The organism is Azovibrio restrictus DSM 23866 (genome assembly GCF_000429665.1).
Classification (GTDB): Bacteria; Pseudomonadota; Gammaproteobacteria; order Burkholderiales; family Rhodocyclaceae; genus Azovibrio; species Azovibrio restrictus.
The window spans coordinates 75,649-98,493 of sequence record NZ_AUCH01000013.1 but is presented as its reverse complement, the minus strand read 5'-3'; the positions used below and the strand labels follow the sequence as shown (position 1 = coordinate 98,493).

The window sequence follows — 22,845 nt, the reverse complement described above, 5'->3', positions numbered from 1 at the left end:
CAACCTAAGCAGCGATTCCTGATGGATAATACGCCGTCCAAATTTGGGGAAGATCATGGCAGTCGAGCTTTACAACGATGGTAACCATGTGGTGCACGCCTTTTACGATCTGGTGGATGAAAAGACCGATCTGGCCGTGCAGTGCAATCAGTTCCTGATCGCCGACAGCGGTCACGGAGCCCTGGTGGACCCGGGTGGCAACATGACCTACACGGGTCTGCTGATGGACATGCAGAAGTATTTCTCGTCCAAGGACCTGGACTACATCCTGGCCTCCCATCCGGACCCGGACATCATCGCTTCCGTGAACAAGTGGTTCGTGGCCTCCAACTGCAAGGTCATGATCTCCGCCCTGTGGACCCGTTTCGTGCCGCACTTCACCACCGGCCGGGATGTCTCCCAGCGCATCATCGGCATTCCCGACGAGGGGGCCATGATTCCCCTGGGCCAGTGCAAGATCCTCGCCCTGCCGGGCCACTTCATGCACGCCGAAGGCAATTTCCAGTTCTACGACCCCGTTGCCAAGATCCTCTTCTCCGGTGACCTGGGCACCTCCCTGGTGTCCCACGACAAGGCCTCCACCCCGATCACCGATTTCGCCTCCCACGTGCCCTACATGATGGGCTTCCACAAGCGTTACATCGTCAGTGGCAAGGTCTGCCGTTACTGGGCCCAGATGGTGCGCCAGCTGGAGATCGAGCAGATCGTGCCCCAGCACGGTTGCCGCTTCGTGGGCAAGAAGGCGGTCAAGGACTTCATCGACTGGGTGGAACAGCTGGAATGCGGGGTGGACCTGATGACCCCGGCCAACTACCAGATTCCCAATCGCCTGATCTGATTCTGGTTTCCCGGTTCAGGACAGCAAAACGGCGGGCCTAGGCCCGCCGTTTTGCATGCCGGGGTTCAGTAGCTCGGGCCGCCCTGGCCGTAGAAGGGGGGCCAGCGCCCCACCAGGTTTTCCAACAGCACCAGTTCCGCATCCGTGTGATTGAGCATCGGGGCCGGGCTGATGGGGTTTTCCCTGTCCCTGGCGGAAATCCACACCGGCTCTTCGTGGTGCGTGGTGCGCAGGCTGCGGGCCAGCCTCGGGGCCACCCTGGGGATGTAGTCGGCCTCGCCGTAGCACAGGCAGATGTAGAGCCGCTCCGGTTCCGCTTCCATGTAGCAGCCGGTACCGCGGATGCCGATGGTGGCCGTGGGGGTTTCCAGGCGCTGCCGGCCCCGGCCGAACACCGACAGCAGCTTGCCGGCGATGAGGCGCAGGCCGCTCGCGGCCACCTCGCCAGCCTGGCTGCCGGCGCCGATTTCCACGCTGCTGCTGGCGCGCTGCAGGTAGGCATCCTGGCCCACCACGTAGATGGCCTCGCTGCCCGGGCCGGTTTCGATCCGGTCCCGGGGCTGGATCAGCATGCCCGGCCGGGCCGGCTGGCCGTTCACCAGGACCTGGCCCTGGACCCGGTGCAGGCCCGGGGGAACCGGGTGGGTGCCATTGGCCAGGGCCGACTGGATCATGCCGCTCAGGCCGCCGCCCAGCAGGGGCAGGGCTCCGTAGCGCAGCAGGCGCCGGCGGCGGAAATCGGGGCGGGAGGGAGAGGACATGGGCGGCTCCGGGGGAGGGTCAGGTGGTGTGTCTGAGGATTTTATCCAGATAGCCCTCGCTGTCGGGCATGCCGCCCCGCTGCTGGGCTTCCCACAGGACTTCTCCCAGGCATTCGAGCAGCACATGTTCGGCGGCGTGGGGCTCCAGGCGTTGGGTCAGGCGGGCGAAGGCGGCGCGGATGCCCGGGGGCTGGTCGATGGAGAGCTGTTCGGCGACGGCCAGATGCAGGGAAAGATGCAGGAAGGGGTTCATGGCGCCGCCTTCCGGAGTCCATTCCCCCTGCAGGGCCCCTTCCGGGTCGGCGAGCAGGGCATGGTATTCCGGGTGGCGGGCGGCCACATCGGCGGCCGCCACCTCGGCACCGGCCAGGGGCAGCCGATCCTGGTGTTTTTTCCAGGCGCTGCAGAAGAAACGGCGGACTTCGTCGCGGGAGGGTGTGAACATGGGCTTTCTCGGAGTCAGGCGGCGGGGCCGCACAGGGTGGTGAGCACACTGTTGTGCACGAGTCGGGCGCCCCCCGGGGGGCAGGGGATGATCTGGCCGTCCCCGTAGGCGCCCAGCAGGGGCAGGTCGCCGAAATGCCGGTGCCAGGCGGCCCGGTTTGCATCCTCGCCGCCATGGAACCAGGGGCCCCGGCCGATACAGGCGTGCATGAGGCCGAACCAGGGGCGCGGCTGCCGGCGGGCCAGGTCTGCCAGCTGCCGGTTCAGTTCCGCCTCCGCCGCCAGGGGCTGGCGGGCCGCCCAGCACAGGGTGCTCCCCTGGGGCAGGGGGGCGGCCAGGGTGAGGCTGCCATCGGCGTGACTTTCCAGGATCGCCACGGCTTCCCCAGGGCCGCCTGGCGGCAGGGCGAACAGGGTATGCAGGGGCTGGCGTTCCCGCAGCTCCGGGGGCAGGGCCCGGCGCAGGCTTTCCAGGGCCGGGCTGTGTCCCACCTGGAGCAGGCGCAGCCCGTCGCAGGCGGTGATGTCCAGGGGCGGGGTCAGATACTGGAGGCCGTGGGAAATGTCCCGGGCCTGGGCCAGGCCCCCCAGGGCCATGTCCACCTGGTGGCCGTCCTGCAGCCGGCCCTGGGACCAGAGGGGGCCGGGGGCGCATTCCAGGCCGAAGCGGGGAGCCTCATGCCAGTGCGGAGGGCTGGCCGGGTGGCGGTGGCTGTAGGTGAGCCTGGGCCCTTCGGGGCCGGAGGGCAGCGCAGTCAGCACCAGGGCGGCGGCGGCGGGGCGGTCCAGGACCGCTTCCCGTTCGGTGAAGGGATGGGCCGCCAGGCCGCCGCAGATGTTCAGACAGCTGGCGGCCCGGGCCGCCGCCTTCAGGGCGGCGCCGGCTTCCCGGGCAAAGTCGGGGGTCAGGTAGAGCAGCACGGCGGCGGCCCGGGCTGCCGGCAGCCGTGCCAGGGCCTGACGCACGGCGGCTTCCGCCAGCTGGGGCAGGGGCGCATCGCCCCAGGCCAGACCGCTGGCGGCCCCGGCGCTCACGGGGCCTTGGCCTTCCATTCGCACAGGTCGTAGATGGGACAGGTGCCGCACTCGGGCTTTCTCGCCTTGCAGCGGTAGCGCCCGTGCAGGATCAGCCAGTGGTGGGCGTCCTGACGGAATTCCGCCGGGGTGTGGCGGGTGAGCTTGTCTTCCACCTCGCGCACATCCTTGCCGGGAGCCAGGCCGGTACGGTTGGCGACCCGGAAGATGTGGGTGTCCACGGCGATGGTGGGCTGGCCGAAGGCCGTGTTGAGCACCACGTTGGCGGTCTTGCGGCCGACGCCGGGCAGGGCTTCCAGGGCCTCCCGGGCCTCCGGCACCTGGCCGCCGTGCTTTTCCAGCAGGATGCGGCAGGTGGCGATGGTGTTTTTCGCCTTGGTCTTGTAGAGGCCTATGGTCTTGATGTACTCCATCAGCCCTTCTTCCCCCAGGGCCAGCATGGCTTCCGGGGTGGGTGCCACGGGAAAGAGCTTGCGGGTGGCCTTGTTCACCCCCACGTCGGTGGCCTGGGCCGAGAGCAGCACGGCGATCAGGAGCTGGAAGGGACTGGCGTATTCCAGCTCCGTGGTGGGGGCGGGGTTGGCGGCCTTGAGGCGCGTGTAGATTTCGCTGCGTTTCTGCTTGTTCATGGCCGTGCAGGGCTCAGCCGGCCGGGGCCGGGCTGGCCTCCCCGGCCGGTTCGGCGGGGGTGGCGGGGGACGCAGGGCGGGCCCGTTCCCGGGCGGCGGCACGCTGGTCCAGCCAGTTTTTCCAGGCAATCAGGCAGCCCAGCAGGATGAAGGCGCCGGGGGGCAGGATGGCGAGCAGGAAGCCCGGGTAGTCGGCGGGCAGCACCTGGATGGCGCTGGCGCCGGGAATCACCATCTCGATGCCGGCCAGCAGGGTGCCGCTGCCGATCAGCTCGCGCAGGGCGCCCAGCAGGGCCAGGGTCCACAGCAGGCCGATGCCCATGAAGATGCCGTCCAGGGTGGAATGCAGGGCGGGATTCTTGGCGGCAAAAGCCTCCACCCGGGCGAGCACGATGCAGTTGGTGACGATCAGCGGGATGAAGATGCCCAGGATCACGTAGAGCTGGTGGAACCAGGCATTGAAGAGCAGATCCACCACGGTGACCAGGGCGGCGACGATGAGGATGAACACCGGGATGCGGATCTCGTGGGGGATCAGGTTCCTGAGGCTGGCCACCGCCACGTTGGCGAGCGCCATCACCAGGATGGTGGCCAGCGACAGCATTACCGCGTTGACCATGTTGGTGGAGATGGCGAGTAGGGGGCAGAGGCCCAGGAGCTGCACCAGACCCGTGTTCTGTTTCCACAGCCCGTTGTGGGCGATGCTACGGAATTCCTCGCGGCTGATCATGGCTTTCCTTCCTGGGCAAAGAGTTCCTGCCGGTGCGTCACGGCAAAGCGTACCGCCTTGTGCACGGCGCCTACCACGGCCCGGGGGGTGACGGTGGCGCCGCTGCGGTAGTCAAAGCGGCCCTTGTCCTTCTTCACCTTCCATTCGGCATCAGCCACCTGGGGATAGTTCAGGCCGGCAAACTGGCTGATCCAGGGCTGTTCCTTGTTCTTGTCCTTGCCGGGTTCGATGTAGTCCCCCAGGCCCGGGGTTTCCTTGTGCTGCACCACCCGCACCCCGGTGATGTCGCCGTCGGCGGTGATGCCCAGCACCAGGCGGATATCTCCCGAATAGCCATCCGGAGCCACCGCTTCCAGTACCAGGGCGGCGGGCTCGCCCCCCCGCCGGGCCCGGTACACGGTGCTGGGCTGTTTCAGGCCCAGTTCCGGGGTGGGGGGCAGGGACAGGGTATCGGCCAGCAGCTCGTTGTCGTAGCTGCCGGCGGGCAGCACCTCGTTGATGAACTTCATCTTCTCCGCCAGCAGGGAGGCCTCGATGGCAGGCCGGGTCCACTGGTAGGCGCCGGCCAGGAGGCCGGTGAACAGCACCACGAAGATGAGCAGGGTCAGGGCGGTGCGCAGCGCCATGGCGGGCGCCGTATAAACCTTGGCTTCGCTCATGGGGCCTCCTTCTTCTTGCCGAACACGGCCGGTTGGCAGAACAGGTCGATGAGCGGGGCGCACAGATTCATGATCAGCACGGCGAAGGCGATGCCGTCCGGGAAGGCGCCGAAGACCCGGATCAGGTAGGCCAGCGCTCCGGCGCCGAAGCCGAAGATCAGCTTGCCCCGGGGGGTGGTGCAGCCGGACACCGGGTCGGTGGCGATGAAGAAGGCTCCGAGCATGGCGCCGCCGGAAAACAGGTGGAACAGGGGATCGGCATAGCGGGCCGGGTCCAGGCTCCAGCACAGGCCGGAAATCAGCAGCAGGCCGAGGACGAAGGCCACCGGCACGTGCCAGGTGATGACCCGGCGCCAGAGCAGGAACAGGCCGCCCAGCAGGTAGGCCGAGGTCACCCATTCCCAGCCCCGGCCGGCAAAGGTGCCGTACAGGGTCTGGTTGGCCAGCAGCTCCTGGACGCTGGCATGCACCCCGTCCATCTTCAGGGCCGTCTTCATGGCGTCCAGGGGGGTGGCGGCGGTCAGGGCGTCGATCCGGGGCGCCAGGCCGAACACCACTTCCAGCTGCTGGCCGAAGGACAGGGACAGGCCCTGGGCCGGCCACTGGGACATCAGGGCGGGAAAGGCGACGATGCAGGCGGCAAAGGCCACCATGGCCGGGTTGAAGGGGTTCTGGCCCAGGCCGCCGTAGAGCTGCTTGGCGATGACGATGGCGAACAGCACCCCGGTGGCGGTCAGCCACCAGGGGGACAGGGGCGGAAAGGTGAGGGCGATCAGCCAGGCCGTGACCAAGGCCGAGCCATCCATGAGGAAGGGGGACACGGGCTTGCCGCGCAGCTTCAAGAGCAGGGCTTCGGCGGCCAGGGCGGTGAGGCTGGCAATGCCCAGCTGCAGCAGCAGGGCCGGCCCGATCAGCCAGCTATAGACGGCGATGCCGGGGAGCAGGGCCAGGCAGACCTGGCCCATGACCCGGGTGATGCTCACCGGTTTGAGGACGTGGGGAGAGGTGACGATTTCCATGACTCAGGCTTCCTTGCCGTCCGGGGCGGCGGCAGGTGCGGGTTCCGGGGACGGGGCCGGCGGCTCCAGGCCCGCCTGCTGGCGGCGGGCGTCGATGGCGGCGATTTCCTCCGCCTGGTCCGGCGACACGCTGTCGGTGTTGCGGGGCTGCACGGCGGCACGCTGGGCCTTGGCCCGGGCCATGGCGGCGGCGATGGCCGCCTTCTTGGCGGCTTCCGGATCGTCGGCGGGTGGCGCCGGGCTGGCTTCGCTGCCTGCTGCTGCCGCCGCTTCGGCGGCCTTCTTGGCAGCCTGGGCTGCGGCTGCCTTAGCCAGTTTTTCGGCCTTCTCGGCCTTTTCCCGTTCTTCCCGGTATTGCTTGAATTCGAAGCGGTCCTTGGCCCCCTCGGCCATCTTCTTGTCCTTTTCCCGGGCCCAGATCTCGCTCTTGGAGAAGCGGAAATACTGGACCAGGGGAATGTGGGCCGGGCAGACGTAGGAGCAGCAGCCGCATTCGATGCAGTCGAACAGGCTGTATTCCTGGGTCTTGCCGAAGTTCCGGGCCCGGCTCCACCAGTAGAGCTCGAAGGGCTGCAGTTCCTGGGGACAGGCCCGGGCGCACTCGCCGCAGCGGATGCAGGGCATTTCCGGCGGCTTGGGCGGGAACAGGGTGGGGGAATGGGCGATCAGGCAGTTGGTGGCCTTGATCACCGGCACATCGGGGGCGGGGATCAAAAAGCCCATCATGGGGCCGCCCATGATCACCCCGTCCGTATCCGGGGCGGGTTCGGCCAGGGGCAGCAGCTGGTCCATGGGGGTGCCGATCAGCACCTCCCAGTTGCGCGGTTTGCCGGCGTTGCCGGTGAGGGTGACGATGCGGTTGATGACCGGCTCCCCGTGGGCCACGGCGCGCCAGGCGGTCCAGGCGGTGGCCACGTTGAAGCACTGCACGCCCAGGTCGGTGGAACGCTTGGCGGCGGGGATTTCCTTGCCGGTCAGGACCCGGATCAGCTGCTTGGCGCCGCCCGCCGGATAGAGGGTGGGCACGGCCAGCACCTCGAAGGGCTCGCCCGCAGTCTGGACGGCAGCTTTCATGGCGGCCACGGCTTCGGGCTTGTTGTCCTCGATGCCGATCAGCACCCGCTTCGGTTGCAGCAGGTCCCGGAACAGGCCGATGCCGGAGACGATCTCGGCGGCCCGTTCGCGCATGATCAGGTCGTCGCAGGTGATCCAGGGCTCGCATTCGGCCCCGTTGATCACCAGCTCCTCCATGGGCACGTCCCGGGAGGGGGTGAGCTTGGCGTGGCTGGGGAACACGGCGCCCCCCAGGCCGACGACGCCGGATTGCTGCAGGTAGGTCCGCACGGCTTCCGGGGCCATGGCCCGGTAGTCCAGGGGCTGGCGTTCGATCCAGCGCTCTTCCCCGTCCGGCTCGATCACCACGCAATCGATGGAGAGGCCGGAAGGGTGGGGCACCAGGTAGGGGCCGATGTCCGTCACGGTGCCCGAGGTGGAGGCATGCACGGCGGCGGAAATCCAGCCGTCGGCGGCGCCGATCAACTGGCCCTTCAGCACCTTGTCGCCCACGGCCACCACCGGCTGGGGGGTGCCGCCTATGCTCTGGTGCAGGGGAATCACCAGGCGGCTGGGCAGCGGCGCCGTGGCGATGGGGGTGCCCACCGACTGGTGCTTGTTGTAGGCGGGCTTGACGCCCCCCTTGAATTTGAACAGTTTCTGCAACATGGCGGCTAGGCTGCCTTCCGGCCTTCAGCCGGCTTGATCTCGATCACGGGGTATTTCCATTTCCAGGTGTCCAGGGTTTCCGGGACGGGCACCATGTCTATGCATTCCACCGGGCAGGGCTTGAGGCACAGCTCGCAGCCGGTGCACAGGGATTCCACCACCGTGTGCATCTGCTTGGCGGCGCCGACGATGGCATCCACCGGGCAGGCCTGGATGCACAGGGTGCAGCCGATGCAGGTCTCCTCCCGGATCACCGCCACCGCCTTGGGCTTTTCCTCCCCGTGTTCAGCGGACAGGGGCTTGTATTCCTTGCCCAGCAGGTCGGCCAGCTTGCGTACGCCCTCATCACCGCCGGGGGGGCATTGGTTGATTTCCGCCTCGCCCTTGACGATGGCTTCGGCATAGGGCTTGCAGCCAGGAAAACCACACTGGCCGCACTGGGTCTGGGGCAGGATGGCATCCACCTTCTCGACGATGGGGTCGCCCTCCACCTTGAACTTGATGGAGGCGTAACCGAGGGCGGCGCCCAGGACGACGGCCCCCAGGGCCATCACGGCAATGGCGATCAGGAGCTCCATCAGTAGCGGTCCAGTCCGGCGAAGCCCATGAAGGCCAGGCTCATGAGCCCGGCAGTGACCATGGCGATGGCGGCGCCCTTGAAGGGCAGCGGCACCTCGGCCCCATCCACCCGTTCCCGGATGCCGGCGAACAGCACCAGCACCAGGGAGAAGCCGATGGCGCTGCCGGCCCCGAACAGCAGGGATTCCATGAAGCCGTAGCTGTGCGAGATGTTGATCAGCGGCACCCCGAGCACGGCGCAGTTGGTGGTGATGAGGGGCAGGTAGATGCCCAGCACCTGCTGCAGCATCGGGGAAGTCTTGGCGATCACCATTTCCGTGAGCTGCACGATGGCGGCGATGGTGACGATGAAGGACAGGGTGCGCAGGTATTCCAGGCCGAAGGGAATCAGCAGGTAATGGTCGATGATGAAGCTGGCACCGGTGGCCAGGGTGAGCACGAAGGTGGTGGCGGCGCCCATGCCGTAGGCGGTTTCCAGTTTCTTGGAGACTCCCATGAAGGGGCAGAGGCCCAGGATCTTCACCAGGACCACGTTGTTCACCAGGACGGCGCCGATGAGCAGGAACAGGTAATGGGCCATATTCAGCAAGGAAGGTGGGGGGCAGGAATTATGGGGCCGGGGAGGGGCCCGGACAACCGCGATGGCATGAGGGGTTTGCGGCCTCCGGCCGTTGCCGGGATCAAGCGCTCTTCCCCAGGCCGCGCAGGCTGTCGGCCGCTTCCCGCACCAGTTCAGGGCCCCGGTAGATGAAGCCGGTGTAGATCTGCACCAGGCTGGCGCCAGCGGCGAGCTTGGCCCGGGCATCTTCACCCTTGAGGATGCCGCCCACGCCGATGATGGGCACTTCGCCTGCCAGGGCGTGGGCCAGCTTGCCCTGCACCGTGGTGGCGAGGCGGAACTCCGGCGCTCCCGAGAGGCCGCCGGTTTCGTCCCCGTGGGGCAGCTTTTCCACCCCGGCGCGGGACAGGGTGGTGTTGGTGGCGATCACGGCATCCATGCGGTGCCGCTTCAGGGCGTCGGCAATGGTGCTGATCTGCAGGTCGTCCAGGTCCGGGGCGATCTTCAGCGCCAGGGGCACGTAGCGGCCGTGCCGGTCGGCGAGCTGCTGCTGGGCGGCCTTGAGGCGGGCGAGCAGGTCGTCCAGGGCCTCGTCCTTCTGCAGTTCGCGCAGGTTCTTGGTGTTGGGGCTGGAGATGTTCACGGTGACGTAGCTGGCTTCCCCGTAAACCTTTTCCAGGCAGATCAGGTAATCCTCGGCGGCCTTTTCCATGGGGGTGTCGGCGTTCTTGCCGATGTTGATCCCCAGGATGCCGCCCTGTTTCGGGAACTCGGCCCGGCGCACGTTGGCCAGCAGCGCCTCCACCCCGGCATTGTTGAAGCCCATGCGGTTGATGATGGCCTGGGCCTCCGGCAGGCGGAAGATGCGTGGCTTGGGATTGCCCGGCTGGGGCCGGGGGGTGATGGTGCCGATCTCGATGTGGCCGAAGCCCAGGGCCGCCAGGCCGTCGATGTGGGCGCCGTTCTTGTCCAGGCCGGCCGCCAGGCCCACCTTGTTGGGAAAGCGGATGCCCATCACCTCCACCGGATCATCCACGAAGCGGTCGGCCATCAGGCCCGAGAGGCCGCTGGCCTGGAGGAAGGAAATGCCGCTCAGGGCGATGCCGTGCGCCTTTTCGGCATCCATGGAAAACAAAACGCGGCGCAGCAGGGAATAGATCATGATGGGGCGGGATTTTACCGCAAGGCCGGAAAAGTCTGGCTGACGCTGCGGAATATCCTTATAGCTGCGCGGCAGGTGGGCGGCCCGGTTCCAGGGCGCTGGGACGAAAATTGCTAGTGCTGCCTGCGGGCCGGCAGCCGGGCTCCGGCTGTTCCGGGGCGTTCGGGCCCGGTCCCGCAACCCTGTTTCGGGAGCGCGATCATGAATGAAGAAACCCTGTTCTGGATGCGTCTGGCGGCATTTGCCGCCTTGTCCGAGTACGTGCTGAGCACCGGCGCCTCCCTGCGGGATGCGGAGGAGCTGCTGTTCGGCTGGTCCCTGCCCGGGGATCTGCCAGTGGCCTACGGCTGCCTGACCGGGGGCATGGCCCACCGGGTCAGGGCCTGAGCCGGGCGCCACCCCGCCGGGGGCGGCGTGGCGTGGCCGGCGGGGCATGCGGCGAGGCCTAGTGGGCATCTTCCCAGCCGGTGATCATGGCCTTGATGTGGGCGAAGGGCGTGTGCCCGGTGGTGGTCATGTACACGTGCGCCACGAAGAAGGTGAGGATCATGAACCCTCCCACCGTGTGGGCCAGGGCCACCCACTCCAGGGACAGCCACTGGTTCACGCCCCAGGCCGGCCACTGGGGATAGAACAGGTAGAGCAGCCCGCTGCCCCAGATCAAGGGCGACATCAGGGACAGGAAGGCCAGGTAGGCCAGGCGCTGCAGCGGGTTATGCTTGGCCACCGGGGTCTTCTTGAAAGGGTGGGGGGCATCGGTGAAGATGCCCAGGACGTAGTACTTCACCATGGCGTCCACCTTCTTCAAGGTGGGCAGGTACTGGCGCCATTCTCCGGTGGTGAACTGCCAGACGATGGTGAAGGCCCACAGGGTGAGCAGGGTCCAGGCCGCCAGGGTGTGCACCTGGACGGCCTTGGCAAAGCCCAGCAGGGCATAGCTGCCGTGGATCTCGAAGCCGGTGAGCATCATGATGATGATCAAGAGGGCCTGGGACCAGTGCCAGAAACGCTCGAAGCGTTTGTAAAGATAGATGCGTTCGCTCATGACTGGGCTCCGTGCGTATCGTCGTCGTGCGTGTCCTGCCGGCGGCGGGTGAGGATGCGGACCAGGCCGTGTCCGAGGCTGCCCAGGGTGGTCAGGCCCACCAGGGCCCAGCCGACGTTGTCCAGCCAGGGGTGCCGGTCCCGGCCCGGGATGTAAACCCCGGGAATGCCTTCCAGGCGTCCGCCCTGCTTGTGGCATTCGATGCAATCCACCGCGTCTTCCTTGGGGGCCACCATGTGGGTGATGGGCCAGAGCATTTCCGTATCCACGAAGCCGTACTTGCCCGAGAAGGGGGCGCCGGTGGCTGCGGCGCCCACCTTCAGGGCCTTGTCCCAGTCGAAGTTGTACCAGTAGGCCGTGTCGTCCGGGATGGCCGAATGGGGCACCAGCAGGTTCAGGTTTTCCGTGTCATAGGGCTGCCGGCCCCGGAAACGCTTCACCGGCCAGATGCGCGCATCCGCCGCCCCCGGGGTGCCGTGGAAGGTGTTGATGGCCACGGGTCCGTCCGGGTTGATCTTGTCCGTCTGCAGGGTGTAGCTGACCTTGCCGTTGAACCACAGGTACTCGGGCACCACGTTTTCCCCCAGGCCGAACTGGCCCTTGCGGCTGTCGTAGGTGATGTGGCCGTGCTCGTCCTTGATCTTCTGGGGCTTGCCATTGGGGCCCATCCTGCCGGCCTGGGACCAGTCCCAGGTCATCTTGGTGGGCACCCCGCCCCGGGCGAAGGCCGGGACATGGCAGGTCTGGCAGGCCAGGGTGCGGGCGTGGGTGTTGAGCAGTTCCGGATTCTTCTCCCGGGCGGCGTTGATGCTGCCGGCCGGGGCCTGGTGCGGCGCATCCCCGTGGCAGGCCTGGCAGGTGGCCGGGTTCCGGTCACTGGCCTGGCCCCGCAGCAGGGGCCCGTGGGGGTCCGCCGCCGTGGGCGTGATGCGGCTGCCGGAGACCTGGTGGGCATCGGTCTGGTGGCAGGTGGAACAGCTGAAGTTGCCCCCGTCGGCGCTCATGTGCACATCCAGCTGGCGGGAGGGCTGGTTCAGGGAGGAGTCCAGGTCCCCGTGCTTCACCCCGTCACCGCCGCCGCCGTTGTAGTGGCAGGCGCCGCAGTTGTCCTTGCGGGTGGCCCCCACGTGGGCGGCCACCTGGGCCAGGTCCACGGGCTCCAGGAAGGTGCCGGAGCCGGGCGGGTACTCGGTGCGCACGTAGGCCGGGTGGCCGGCCAGGCCGCCGGGCTTGGTGTACTTGCCCTGGTTGTGGCAGGCCAGACAGTCCACGTTTTCCTCATTGGCGAAATCGAACTTGTCGTTTTCCCAGCCGTAGCCGATGTGGCAGCTGTTGCAGAAGGCCTCGTTGGATTTGTCGCCGATGCAAAAGCCGTTCAGCATGGTCTTCTTGCCCAGCTTCTGGCCCGTGTCGGGATTGGTGTATTCCCAGGTCCAGTGGCGGGTCTGCATGATCTGCCGGGCGGCTTCCGTGTGGCAGCTCAGGCAGGCCCGGGTGACTTCCTGGCCCGACTTGAAGTCCTGCTGCAGCTCCTTGAACTTGCTGTGATCGGCGGTGCTGCTCTTGCCGGTCTTCTTTGGGGGGCTGCCGTGAACGGCGGAGGCGCCGGCGTTTCCGGTTAGGGAAAGGGCCAGCGCCAGGGAAATGAGGAGGGCAGGGAGTCCGGATTTCATGGGGATTCTCCCGGATGGTGCAGGGTATGCGGCATGGTTCTTCTCCTTTGGTGTTGAAAAATTATTCAGTGGAGCAGCTTCCACCAGGCCAGGGTCAGCAGGGACCAGGCGGTGAAAGGGTGGGCCAGCCAGCGCCCGGGGGTGCCGGGGCGGAAGACCGGGCCCAGCCCGTGCAGCAGGCACAGGGCGATGGCGATGACGAGCAGCAGCAGTTCCGTGTGGCGCAGCCCGGCCAGGCTGGTGTCCACCAGGGCCGGGTCCAGGGCCAGGAGCAGGGTCGAGGCGAGGCCCAGGAACAGGGAGATGTTTTGCCCCCGGGGCGCCCGGGGGCCGCGTTCCCGAAGCAGGTCCGAAAGACGTGGACCCACCTCAGCCGTTTCCATTTTCCCGGGCGTCGTAATAGATGGTGTTCACCACGGCGAGGAGCAGGGCGAGGCCCAGGCCGAGGATCCAGGCGAAGTACCACATGGCGGTTTCCTTTCTCTGTCAGGGTTCAGTGTTTGTGCTGGCGGCAGTGCTGATGTCCGCCGCCGCCGCTGTGGCCGTGGGCGCACTGGCAGTGGCCGGCGGTTTCCGGGAGGGGAGCGGCTTCTGCTTCTTCTTCATGGTCGTGGCCGCAGCCGCTGTTGTCGTTGCAGGGCAGGGAGGGCGCCCCGGCCAGGTACAGGCGCACCGCCATTTCCGGCGAGCTTTCCTGGGTCAGGTACACCTGGATGCCCCGGGCCGAGAGGCGCCGGTACAGGTCCTGGCCCATGCCGCCGCTGATCAGCACCTGGATCGGGGCCAGGGGGTGTTCCGGGCCCAGGGGCGCGGCATGCAGGACTTCCTCCTGCAGCAGCTCCACGGTGCCCACCATGGGTCCGCCCCCGTCCCCGAACAGGAAGAAGCGGCGGCAGCGGCCGGCATGGGGGGTGACGGTGCGGGCGTTCTGGCAGGTGACGGCGATCAGGCGCATGGGGTTTACCTCCTCAGGTCTCATGGGGCTCAGGCAGTGCTGCCGTCTTCACCGATCAGCAGCCGGCCTGAGGCCAGGTACTGGTGGGGCGGCACTTCCAGGTTGGTGGGGGCGGGCTTGTTCTTGAACACCCGGCCGGCCAGGTCGAAGGTGGAGCCGTGGCAGGGGCAGAGAAAGCCGCCCTTCCAGTCGGACCCCAGGCCCGGGGCTCCGGCCTCGAAGGCTTTGGACGGGGAGCAGCCCAGGTGGGTGCAGATACCGATGGTCACCAGCATTTCCGGGCGGATGGAGCGGTGCTCGTTGCGGGCGTATTCCGGTTGCTGCTGCCTTTCCGAGCCCGGGTCCGCCAAGTCGGCCTCCACCTGTTTCAGGGTGGCCAGCATTTCCGGGGTCCGGTGCAGGATCCACACGGGCTTGCCGCGCCACTCGACGGTGAGCATTTCGCCGGGAGCCAGGCGGGAGACATCCACCTCCACCGGGGCACCGGCGGCCTTGGCCCGTTCCGAGGGCAGCAGGCTGGCGGCGAAGGGAATCAGGGTGATGGCCCCGGCCACGCCGCCTGCGGCGGCGGTGGCCAGGATCAACTGGCGCCGGGTCGGGTTCATGGGGTCATGGCAGGTACAGGCGTGGCTCATGGCGATACTCCTTGCTGCGGTCAGTAGGCCTTCTTGTCGTTGGCCCGGATGAAGTCCAGGGTCACCTTGCCGGCCATGACCTTGTAGGCCCAGCTGGTGTAGAAGATGATCAGGGGCATGAAGATCACCGTGGCGCCGAACATCAGGCCCAGGGTGAAATGGGAGGACACCGCATCCCAGGCGGTCAGGCCCGAGGCGGGATCGCTGGAGGAGGGCATGATGAAGGGGAACATGGCGATCCCGGCGGTGCCGATGATGCCGGTCATGGCGAGCGACGAGGCGATGAAGGCCAGGCCGGGACGGCGCACCCAGGCCATCAGGCCGCCCATGAACAGGCCGGCGATGCCCAGGGCGGGCACGCTCCAGAGCAGGGGCATGTTCTTGAAGTTGTGCAGCCAGCCGCCGGCTACCAGGGCCACGGTCTTGTCCAGGGGGTTGGGCAGGGCGGCCGCGTCGGCGCCGCCGGTGATCACGTGGCCGGGCAGGGCCTGGACCCAGAAGCCGGCGCCCACGAAGCAGACCAGGGCGACGATGCCGCAGGCCAGGGCACCCAGGCGGGTGCGCTCGAAGATCTCGCCTTCGCTGCGCAGCATCAGGTAATGGCCGCCGTGAGCCGTGATCATGGCGCTGCTGACCACGCCGCAGAGCAGGGCGAAGGGGTTGAGCAGGGCCCAGAAGCTGCCCGTGTAGTAGGGGCGCAAGGTGTCATCGAAATGGAAGGGCACCCCCTGGAGCAGGTTGCCGAAAGCCACGCCGAAGATCAGCGGCGGCACGAAACCGCCCACGAACAGGCCCCAGTCCCAGGTGCTGCGCCAGGTGGGGTTGGCGATCTTGGAGCGGTAGTCGAAGCCCACGGGCCGGAAGAAGAGGGCCCAGAGCACCGCCAGCATGGCCCAGTAGAAACCGGAGAAGGCGGTGGCATAGACGAGGGGCCAGGCGGCGAAGATGGCGCCGCCGCCGGTGATGAACCAGACCTGGTTGCCATCCCAGTGGGGCCCCACGGTATTGATGGCGACCCGGCGTTCCGCGTCGGTCTTGCCCACGAAGGGCAGCAGGGTGCCGACCCCCATGTCGTGGCCGTCCATGATGGCGAATCCCACCAGGAGCACCCCCACCAGGAGCCACCAGATGAACTTCAGGGTCAGGTAGTCAATCATGCGCTGTTCTCCTTTTATTCTCAGAAGTCGGACGGGTGGTTTTTGGCAGGGGTGCCGGGGGAAACGGTGGCGGCCTGGGCGGCGAAGGGGACATCCCCGTAGCGGCCGGTGCCGAGGCTGGAAGGACCTTTGCGGGCGAACTTCACCATCAGGTACATCTCCACGCCGAGCAGCAGGGTGTAGAAGCCCACGAAGCCGGCCAGGGAGCCATAGATGTTGGCGGGGGTGAGGCTGGAGACGGACAGGTGGGTGGGCAGGACCCCGTAGATGGTCCAGGGCTGGCGGCCGTACTCGGCCACGAACCAGCCCAGCTCGCAGGCGATCCAGGGCATGGGGATGAACCACACGGCCCAGCGCAGCAGCCAGGTCTTCTCGGTGAAGTTGTCCTTGAGGCTGTAGTAGAGGGCCAGGGCGAACAGGGCGAAGAAGGCGAAGCCCAGGGCCACCATCAGGCGGAAGGCCCAGAACATGGGGGCCACCTTGGGAATCGTGTCGGCGGCGGCCCGGGCGATCAGCTCCGGAGTGGCCTGGTTCAGGTCATCCACGTACTGCTTCAGGAGCAGGCCAAAGCCCAGGTCGGCCTTGTGGGCCTCGAATACGGGCAGGGCGGCTTCCTTGGCGGCGGCGCCGGCCTGGCGGTTGCGCAGGGTTTCCAGGGCTAGCACGGCCTTGGCGCCGGAGGCGATGCGCTCCCGGTTCTCCGCTTCGATCTCTTTGATGCCGGGGATTTCCTTGTCCAGGGAGCGGGTGCCGATGATGCCCATGGCCCAGGGAATTTCCACCGCGTAGCGGTTCTTCTGGTTCTGGTCGTCGGGCAGGGCGAACAGGGTGAAGGGAGCCGGGGCCGCATGGGTTTCCCACATGCCTTCCATGGCCGCCAGCTTGGTCTGCTGGGATTCGGTCACGGTGTAGCCGGATTCGTCCCCGAGCACGATCACCGAGCAGGCGGAGGCAAAGCCGAAGGCGGCGGCGATGCGGAAGGAGCGCTTGGCGAACTCCAGGTCCCGGCCCTTGAGGATGTACCAGGAAGAGATGGCCAGCACGAACACGGAAGCGGTCACGTAACCGGCCGACACGGTGTGCACGAACTTGGCCTGGGCGGTGGGGTTGAACACCACCGCCCAGAAGTCGGTGAGTTCCATGCGCATGGTCACGTAGCTGAATTCGGAGCCCACCGGGTCCTGCATCCAGCCGTTGGCGATCAGGATCCACAGGGCCGAGAGGTTGGAGCCGAAGGCCATCAGGAAGGTGACCAGCAGGTGCTTCTGCTTGGAGAGCCGGTCCCAGCCGAAGAAGAACAGGCCGATGAAGGTGGATTCCAGGAAGAAGGCCATCAGGCCCTCGATAGCTAGCGGCGCGCCGAAGATGTCGCCCACGTAATGGGAGTAATAGGCCCAGTTGGTGCCGAACTGGAACTCCATGGTGATGCCGGTGGTGACGCCCAGGGCGAAGTTGATGCCGAACAGCTTGCCCCAGAACTGGGTCATGTCCTTGTAGACCTGGCGCCCGGTGAGCACGTAGCAGCTCTCCATGATGACCAGGATGAACGCCATTCCCAGGGTGAGGGGAACGAACAGGAAGTGATACATGGCCGTCACGGCGAACTGCAGCCGGGACAGATCCACCAGTTCTTCAGTGAGCATGGGCAGGGGCTCCTTCTTTTTTCTGGGGCTGTAGGGGTTGGGGCACTTGGGGGTGCGGGGTGGAAGCAGAAACCCTGTCGAACGGGCCGGTGACCATGGCCCCCATCCTCGCGGGGGCGTGGGATGGACGGGCGGCAAACCGGGGGGCGGTCAGGGGGGGCTGGCCGGGGGGCCATGACCCTGGCCGGCTCGAGGGCCGGAGATGAATGGGGGGGAGGTGGGAGGAGTTTCATCTCGGTCGGTTCAGGGGTCTGCTTCCGGGATACCTATTACAAAAGCCATGCCAGCCCCGGGCTTTGTATCCATCTGTATGATTTACATGGGTTTAATGTGATTTACCCAAATTGCATTAGCGTTTTTTGATATTTGTTTTTGTCAAATATGGCAGTATTGCCTGTCACTTCTGGCAAGGAGGCCCCCGTGCAACCCTATTCCCTCTCCGAACTGGTCTCCTTCCTGGACGGCCTGCCCGAACCCCGCATCGTCATGGATGCCAGCTACCGCATCGTTGCCGCCAACCAGGCCTATGTGCGCGAGTTCGGGGCCATCAAGGCCATCCTGGGGCGCACCTGCTACGACGTTTCCCACCATTTCCAGGTGCCCTGCGACCAGGCCGGGGAGTCCTGTCCCCTGAGCCGCTGCCAGGAAAGCGACGCCCCCCAGCGGGTCCTGCACCTGCACCACACCCCCCGGGGCGAAGAGCATGTGGACGTGGAACTCACCCCCATCCGGGACGAATCCGGGCGGGTCAGCTATTTCGTGGAAACCATGCGGGTGGTGCGCCAGGCCAGCAGCCGGGCGGCGGCCCGGGGCCTGGTGGGACGCTCCCCGGCCTTCGTGCGCATGCTGGAGCGGATGCTGCGGGTGGCGGATTCCAGCGCCGCGGTGCTGCTCCTGGGGGAAACCGGCACCGGCAAGGAACTGGTGGCCCGGGCCATCCATGAGGCCAGCGACCGCAGCGACGGCCCCTTTGTGGCCGTGGACTGCGCCGGCCTCACCGAAAACCTGTTCGAGAGCGAGCTGTTCGGCTACGAGAAGGGCGCCTTTACCGGCGCCACCCACCGCAAGCTGGGCCTGGTGGAGGCGGCGGCGGGAGGGACCCTGTTCCTGGACGAAATCGGCGAGCTGCCTCTCTCCCTCCAGGTCAAGCTGCTGCGCCTCCTGGAAACCGGTACCTACCGGCGGGTGGGGGGACTGGACAGCCTGGCCGCCGACTTCCGCCTGGTGGGCGCCACCCACCGCAATCTGGCCGCCATGGTGGAGGCGGAAACCTTCCGTCGGGACCTGTATTTCCGCATCAACACCTTCCCCATCCACACCCCGGCCCTGCACGAACGGCCTGAAGACATTCCCCTGCTGGCCGCCTCGCTCCTGGCGCGGGTGGACCGGCGCCCGGGCCGGCGGCTTACCGAGGCGGCCCTGGAATGGCTGGTGGCACGGCGCTACTCGGGCAACATCCGGGAACTGCGCAACCTGATCGAGCGGGCCACCCTGATGGCTGACGGGGATGAGATTGATCAGGGGGATTTCCAGGACGACGAGGAATCCTGCATCCCCCTCCCGGCCCCCGGCCCCCAGCCCCAGTCCTTCAGCCTGGAAGGCCCCGTGGACCTGGCCACCCTGGAACAGCGTTACCTGGCCTGGCTGCTGCCCCGCTGCAACGGGGAAGTGCCCCGGGCGGCGGCGGTGCTGGGAGTCAGTCCCCGCACCCTGTACCGGAAGCTGCAGGAGGCGGGCTCCCAGGAGGCAGGCCAGGGTTGAGCTGTTCCGGGCGGCGCCGGGCCAGGTCCTGGCCGGATTTTTCGGGGGCGGGCCTGCTGCTTGCGTCCGGCCCGTCGCAGTCCGGGCTTCAGCCCAGTACGGTGACCACCACCTGCCGGGTGTGGCCCTGGTGGCGCTGTTCCCACAGGTAGATGCCCTGCCAGGTGCCCAGCAGCAGGCGGCCCTGGCCCACGGGGATGCTGAGGCTGGTGCCGGTGAGCACGCTGCGGGCGTGGGCGGCCATGTCGTCCTCCCCTTCCTGGTCGTGGCGGTAGGCCGGGTCGGCGTCCGGGGCCCAGCGCCGGGCCAGGGTTTCCAGGTCCCGGCGCACGTCCGGGTCGGCGTTTTCGGTGATCAGCAGGGAGCAGCTGGTGTGCTGCACGAAGACGTGGGCCAGGCCCGTGGCGATGCCGCTGGCTGCCACCACCTCAGCCACCTGGGCCGTGATCTCGGTCATGCTGCGGCCCCGGGTGGGGCAGCGCAACAGGGTCTGGTGGCTCATGGGAGCGGGTCGTCCCCGGGCTCGTCGCTGCTGCTCAGCCAGTGCACCGGGGAGAGGAACAGGTAGCCGGCCCCGTAGACGGTCTTGATGATTTCCTTGCACTGGCCGTCCCCGTCCAGCTTGCGCCGCAGCCGGGAAACCCGGGCGTCGATGCTGCGGTCGGTGGGCGCCTGCTCCCGGTTGCCCAGCAGTTGCTCCCGCTGCAGGATGCGGTTGGGATTGGCCAGGAAGATGCGCAGCAGGTCCGCCTCGGCGGTGCTCAGCACCTGCTCCATGCCGTCCGGGGCTTTCAGGGTGTTGTTGGCCGGATTGAAGTGCCAGCCGGAAAACTCCGCCACCGGCGGGTTGGGCTGGCGGCTGGCCAGGTCCGGGGCCTGGCGCCGGCGCAGGATGCTGCGGATGCGGGCCACCAGCTCCCGGGCTTCGAAGGGCTTGACCATGTAGTCGTCGGCGCCCAGTTCCAGGCCCATCACCCGGTCGCTCACGTGGCTGCGCCCGGTGACGATCAGGACGCCGCAGTCGCTGACGCTGCGCACGTGCTGCATCAGGCTCATGCCGTCCATGTCGGGCAGGCCCAGGTCGATGATGCACAGGTCGGGAACCTGGGTGCGCAGGCGGCGCATCAGCTCCGCTCCGCTGCGGCAGCACTGGGTGGAAAAGGAAAAGCCCTGCAGGGCCAGTTCCATGGTCCGGGCTACGTCCCGGTCGTCCTCGACGATGAAGATCAGGGGGTTGGGGGGTATCTGTTTCATTTCAGGATTGCAGGGCGCGGGCCAATTCCCGCTTCGAGAAGGGTTTGCCCAGCAGCCGCAGGTGCGGGGTTTCGGTCTGGCTCAAGGTGGCTTGTTCCTCGTAGCCGCTCATCAGCACCACGTGCAGCCCGCTGCGGGCCTCCAGGGCCTGGCGGGCCAGCTCCCGGCCGTTCATGCCGCCGGGCATGATCACGTCGGTGAGGAGCACGGTGATGTCCTGGACCTGGGCGAGGATCTCCGCCGCCTGGTTGCCGTTCTCGGCCTCCAGCACCGGGTAGCCCAGGTCCAGGAGCTGGTTGCGCACCACCCGGCGCACTTCCGGCTCGTCCTCCACCAGCAGCACCAGGGCGCCGGGGGCGGCCGTGGCCGGGGCCTGTTCTTCGGGCAGCACCTCTTCCAGGCTGCCGGCCGGGGCCGGCGGCAGGATCAGGGTGAAGGTGCTGCCTTTGCCGGGCTTGCTGGTCACGGTAACGCAGCCGCCGGACTGGCGCGCGAAACCATAGACCATGGAAAGCCCCAGGCCGCTGCCGCGGCCGAAGCCCTTGGTGGTGAAGAAGGGCTCGAAGACCTTGTCCCGGGTGGCCTCGTCCATGCCGCAGCCGGTGTCGGAAACCTCGATGAACACGTAGGGGCCGCCCGGCAGCTCCTGGGCCTCGGCCTGCTCCGCGCGCAGCACCCCGGGCCGCACCCGCATTACCAGCCGGCCCCCTTCGGGCATGGCGTCCCGGGCGTTCAGGGCGAAGTTGAGCAGGGCGCTTTCCAGCTGCCCCGGGTCCACCCGGGAATGCAGGGGCTTGCCCGGCAGGCGGGTGCTGAACTGGATGGAGGAGGGCAGGGAGCGGCGGATCAGGGTCTCCAGGTCCGCCACCAGCTTGCCCACGTCCACCGCCACCGGCTTCAGGGGCTGCTGGCGGGAGAAGGAGAGCAGGCTCTTGATCAGCTGGGCGCCGCGCCGGGCGGCCTGCAGGGCCGGCTCCAGCAGCTCCCGGGTCTCCCGGTGTTCCGGGTGGCGCTCCTTCAGGGTGGAAAGGTTGCCGCTGATGATGGTGAGCAGGTTGTTGAAGTCATGGGCCACCCCGCCGGTGAGCTGGCCGATGGCTTCCATCTTCTGGGCCTGGGCCAGGGCCGCCTGCATGCGCCGGGTTTCGGTGATGTCGAAGGAGAACACGAAGCAGCCCACGGGCACCCCGTCCGGCCCCATTTCCGGGACCATGGTGCTGCGCGCATTCACCAGCTTGCCCTTCTGGCGCATCGTGTATTCGTGGGTGATGGTCTCCCCGGACAGGGCCCGGGCGATGTAGTGCTTGACCGAGTTGTATCCCTTTTCCCCGATCACCCGGACGATGGGCGCACCGACCACCTCCGCCTCCGGCAGGCCGAACCAGCTGGAATAGCCCTTGTTGGCGTAGCGGTAGATCTGGTTCTTGTCGAAATAACTGATCTGGGCCGGGATGGTGTCGGTGATCAGGCGCAGGCGCTCCTCGCAGCGGAACAGGGCGGCGGTGATGCTGCGGTTGGTATCCAGAGCCTCTTCCAGGGCGGCGCGGCTCTGGCCCAGGGCCTGCTCCAGGCGCGCCACCTGGGCCTGGAGCTCCTTTTCCCGGGAAGATGTGGGCTGATCTGACATGATGCCCGGGATTCTAGCAGTCCCCCGGCCCGGTTCACCCGGCGGGCCACCCGGGGGACAGGGGGCGGGTGGTAACACAGCCCAAGGCCCATGGTGGCTCCCCAAGACAAAGGCATCAGCCTTTGCGCTAGCATTACGTGGCTTCAACAACTAGGGACTACCCGGCCTTGTGTCATGGTAGGAATTCAATTCATCGAACTGCGGATACGTGATCCGTTTGTACGGTGGTTCGGGAGGTAGGGGCTGAGAGGCTGCTTGCTATCCCAGTTATGTTTCTGGAGATCATTCGTGGCTAAACCTCAACTGCGGCGATATACCACTACTCCTGCGCTCCTAAGAATTTTGCGGAAAAAGGAAATCACCTTGCTTGATCCCATGAAGTGGGATGACAGCAACGATTCTTACAGCTTGAGCGTATTTAAGGAACGTAGAAATCTGAAAACGCTGCTTGCCCTCTGCTTTACCGAAACGGCGGAGACCTACCATCATTGGCACGTCTTTGCAGGAGATTCTGGTGGCGTGTGCATCATCTTTGACAAAGACATGCTTCTAGAGCAGTTCGAAAAACAAAATGGCTTTGACTATGGCCCTGTCAATTACAGAACTCTAGAGGAGCTTCGTATTCAACGCCCATCTACCATGGAACTCCCTTTTATCAAACGTGCAGGGTATGTGGATGAGTGCGAATTTCGCCTCATCTACAAGAACAGCTCTCGCCAGATGGCATCAAAGGATGTCCGCATTCCTATCGAGTGCATACAGAAGATTTGCTTGAATCCGTGGATGCCAAAGCCATTGGTTCAGAGCTTCAGGGAAACCATCGGCTCTATCGAGGGGTGTGAGCGGCTGAACAAGTACGTATTCCGTTCTACGTTGGTTGGAAACAATGAATGGAAAGAGCTTGTCAGCGAAGCGGCATAAGGATTAAGGCCAGATCTTGCTCGCGAAGCAAGCCGTA

The 22,845-nt window shown here is 66.7% G+C and carries 26 protein-coding genes; 4 read left to right on the top strand and 22 right to left on the bottom strand.

The window, feature by feature from the left end:
- The first annotated feature begins 55 nt into the window (after positions 1-55).
- Positions 56-838: an oxygen-binding di-iron domain-containing protein gene (locus G474_RS0111670; RefSeq protein ID WP_026687131.1), complete on the top strand. Its 783-nt coding sequence runs from the start codon at positions 56-58 to the stop codon at positions 836-838.
- Positions 839-903: 65 nt separating this feature from the next.
- On the opposite strand, the gene G474_RS0111665 is transcribed toward G474_RS0111670, so the two are convergent.
- The 11 genes from G474_RS0111665 to G474_RS0111615 form a co-directional block, all read right to left on the bottom strand.
- Entirely contained in the window at positions 904-1,599 is a 696-nt protein-coding gene (locus tag G474_RS0111665; protein WP_156919248.1) for a FecR family protein, read from the bottom strand.
- 19 nt (positions 1,600-1,618) lie between these two features.
- Positions 1,619-2,044, bottom strand: a complete 426-nt coding sequence (locus G474_RS0111660; protein WP_026687129.1) for a DUF1841 family protein — start codon at positions 2,042-2,044, stop codon at positions 1,619-1,621.
- A gap of 14 nt (positions 2,045-2,058) precedes the next feature.
- Positions 2,059-3,096, bottom strand: a complete 1,038-nt coding sequence (locus tag G474_RS0111655) for an FIST C-terminal domain-containing protein (protein WP_026687128.1) — start codon at positions 3,094-3,096, stop codon at positions 2,059-2,061.
- The gene (nth, locus tag G474_RS0111650; RefSeq protein WP_026687127.1) at positions 3,075-3,707 is read right to left on the bottom strand and encodes an endonuclease III; all 633 of its coding nucleotides are present in this window, start codon (positions 3,705-3,707) and stop codon (positions 3,075-3,077) included. The genes G474_RS0111655 and nth overlap by 22 nt, the downstream gene beginning before the upstream one ends.
- Before the next feature lie 13 nt (positions 3,708-3,720).
- The gene (locus G474_RS0111645) at positions 3,721-4,434 is read right to left on the bottom strand and encodes an electron transport complex subunit E (RefSeq protein ID WP_026687126.1); all 714 of its coding nucleotides are present in this window, start codon (positions 4,432-4,434) and stop codon (positions 3,721-3,723) included.
- Positions 4,434-5,096, bottom strand: coding sequence for an electron transport complex subunit RsxG (gene rsxG, locus G474_RS0111640; protein ID WP_026687125.1), 663 nt, complete (start codon positions 5,094-5,096; stop codon positions 4,434-4,436). The genes G474_RS0111645 and rsxG overlap by 1 nt, the downstream gene beginning before the upstream one ends.
- Positions 5,093-6,109 (bottom strand): RnfABCDGE type electron transport complex subunit D, encoded by a 1,017-nt coding sequence (locus G474_RS0111635; protein WP_026687124.1) that lies wholly within the window; start codon positions 6,107-6,109, stop codon positions 5,093-5,095. The genes rsxG and G474_RS0111635 overlap by 4 nt, the downstream gene beginning before the upstream one ends.
- A gap of 9 nt (positions 6,110-6,118) precedes the next feature.
- Positions 6,119-7,837 carry an electron transport complex subunit RsxC gene (gene rsxC / locus G474_RS0111630; protein WP_026687123.1) on the bottom strand — a complete coding sequence of 573 codons (1,719 nt, stop codon included), beginning with the start codon at positions 7,835-7,837 and terminating at the stop codon, positions 6,119-6,121.
- A gap of 5 nt (positions 7,838-7,842) precedes the next feature.
- Positions 7,843-8,415: an electron transport complex subunit RsxB gene (gene rsxB / locus G474_RS0111625; RefSeq protein ID WP_043464180.1), complete on the bottom strand. Its 573-nt coding sequence runs from the start codon at positions 8,413-8,415 to the stop codon at positions 7,843-7,845.
- Positions 8,415-8,996 (bottom strand): electron transport complex subunit RsxA, encoded by a 582-nt coding sequence (rsxA, locus tag G474_RS0111620; protein ID WP_026687121.1) that lies wholly within the window; start codon positions 8,994-8,996, stop codon positions 8,415-8,417. The genes rsxB and rsxA overlap by 1 nt, the downstream gene beginning before the upstream one ends.
- A gap of 100 nt (positions 8,997-9,096) precedes the next feature.
- The gene (locus G474_RS0111615; protein WP_026687120.1) at positions 9,097-10,137 is read right to left on the bottom strand and encodes a quinone-dependent dihydroorotate dehydrogenase; all 1,041 of its coding nucleotides are present in this window, start codon (positions 10,135-10,137) and stop codon (positions 9,097-9,099) included.
- 201 nt (positions 10,138-10,338) lie between these two features.
- Between G474_RS0111615 and G474_RS0111610 the strand changes: the two genes are divergently transcribed.
- Positions 10,339-10,524, top strand: coding sequence for a hypothetical protein (locus tag G474_RS0111610; RefSeq protein WP_026687119.1), 186 nt, complete (start codon positions 10,339-10,341; stop codon positions 10,522-10,524).
- 58 nt (positions 10,525-10,582) lie between these two features.
- Here the strand turns inward: G474_RS0111610 and G474_RS0111605 are convergent, their stop codons facing one another.
- The 8 genes from G474_RS0111605 to G474_RS20555 all read right to left on the bottom strand — a co-directional run bounded on the left by G474_RS0111605 (position 10,583) and on the right by G474_RS20555 (position 17,245).
- Positions 10,583-11,182: a cytochrome b/b6 domain-containing protein gene (locus tag G474_RS0111605; RefSeq protein WP_026687118.1), complete on the bottom strand. Its 600-nt coding sequence runs from the start codon at positions 11,180-11,182 to the stop codon at positions 10,583-10,585.
- On the bottom strand, positions 11,179-12,855 hold the full coding sequence (locus G474_RS20565) for a tetrathionate reductase family octaheme c-type cytochrome (protein ID WP_051282238.1): 1,677 nt from the start codon (positions 12,853-12,855) through the stop codon (positions 11,179-11,181). The genes G474_RS0111605 and G474_RS20565 overlap by 4 nt, the downstream gene beginning before the upstream one ends.
- Before the next feature lie 65 nt (positions 12,856-12,920).
- Positions 12,921-13,223, bottom strand: coding sequence for a cyd operon YbgE family protein (locus G474_RS0111595; protein WP_043464177.1), 303 nt, complete (start codon positions 13,221-13,223; stop codon positions 12,921-12,923).
- 1 nt (position 13,224) lies between these two features.
- The gene (gene cydX, locus G474_RS22810; RefSeq protein WP_084513728.1) at positions 13,225-13,323 is read right to left on the bottom strand and encodes a cytochrome bd-I oxidase subunit CydX; all 99 of its coding nucleotides are present in this window, start codon (positions 13,321-13,323) and stop codon (positions 13,225-13,227) included.
- 25 nt (positions 13,324-13,348) lie between these two features.
- The gene (locus G474_RS20560; RefSeq protein ID WP_051282237.1) at positions 13,349-13,810 is read right to left on the bottom strand and encodes a NifB/NifX family molybdenum-iron cluster-binding protein; all 462 of its coding nucleotides are present in this window, start codon (positions 13,808-13,810) and stop codon (positions 13,349-13,351) included.
- A gap of 29 nt (positions 13,811-13,839) precedes the next feature.
- Positions 13,840-14,445: a ubiquinol-cytochrome c reductase iron-sulfur subunit gene (gene petA, locus G474_RS0111580; protein WP_425386877.1), complete on the bottom strand. Its 606-nt coding sequence runs from the start codon at positions 14,443-14,445 to the stop codon at positions 13,840-13,842.
- 20 nt (positions 14,446-14,465) lie between these two features.
- Positions 14,466-15,602, bottom strand: coding sequence for a cytochrome d ubiquinol oxidase subunit II (gene cydB, locus G474_RS0111575; protein ID WP_026687115.1), 1,137 nt, complete (start codon positions 15,600-15,602; stop codon positions 14,466-14,468).
- 20 nt (positions 15,603-15,622) lie between these two features.
- Complete coding sequence (locus tag G474_RS20555) at positions 15,623-17,245, bottom strand: cytochrome ubiquinol oxidase subunit I (RefSeq protein ID WP_051282236.1); 1,623 nt, start codon at positions 17,243-17,245, stop codon at positions 15,623-15,625.
- 381 nt (positions 17,246-17,626) lie between these two features.
- On the opposite strand from G474_RS20555, the gene G474_RS0111565 reads away from it, so the two are divergent.
- Positions 17,627-19,006: a sigma-54 interaction domain-containing protein gene (locus G474_RS0111565; protein ID WP_051282235.1), complete on the top strand. Its 1,380-nt coding sequence runs from the start codon at positions 17,627-17,629 to the stop codon at positions 19,004-19,006.
- Between the two features lie 88 nt (positions 19,007-19,094).
- Here the strand turns inward: G474_RS0111565 and G474_RS0111560 are convergent, their stop codons facing one another.
- The 3 genes from G474_RS0111560 to G474_RS20545 are packed head-to-tail and all read right to left on the bottom strand — an operon-like array spanning position 19,095 to position 21,887.
- On the bottom strand, positions 19,095-19,508 hold the full coding sequence (locus G474_RS0111560; protein WP_026687113.1) for a secondary thiamine-phosphate synthase enzyme YjbQ: 414 nt from the start codon (positions 19,506-19,508) through the stop codon (positions 19,095-19,097).
- Positions 19,505-20,260, bottom strand: a complete 756-nt coding sequence (locus G474_RS20550) for a response regulator transcription factor (protein WP_051282234.1) — start codon at positions 20,258-20,260, stop codon at positions 19,505-19,507. The genes G474_RS0111560 and G474_RS20550 overlap by 4 nt, the downstream gene beginning before the upstream one ends.
- Position 20,261: 1 nt before the next feature.
- Entirely contained in the window at positions 20,262-21,887 is a 1,626-nt protein-coding gene (locus tag G474_RS20545; RefSeq protein WP_084513726.1) for a hybrid sensor histidine kinase/response regulator, read from the bottom strand.
- A 288-nt stretch (positions 21,888-22,175) separates the two neighbouring features.
- Here G474_RS20545 and G474_RS0111545 point away from each other — a divergent pair, with 288 nt between their 5' ends.
- Positions 22,176-22,808 (top strand): DUF2971 domain-containing protein, encoded by a 633-nt coding sequence (locus tag G474_RS0111545; RefSeq protein WP_026687112.1) that lies wholly within the window; start codon positions 22,176-22,178, stop codon positions 22,806-22,808.
- Positions 22,809-22,845 lie beyond the last annotated feature (37 nt).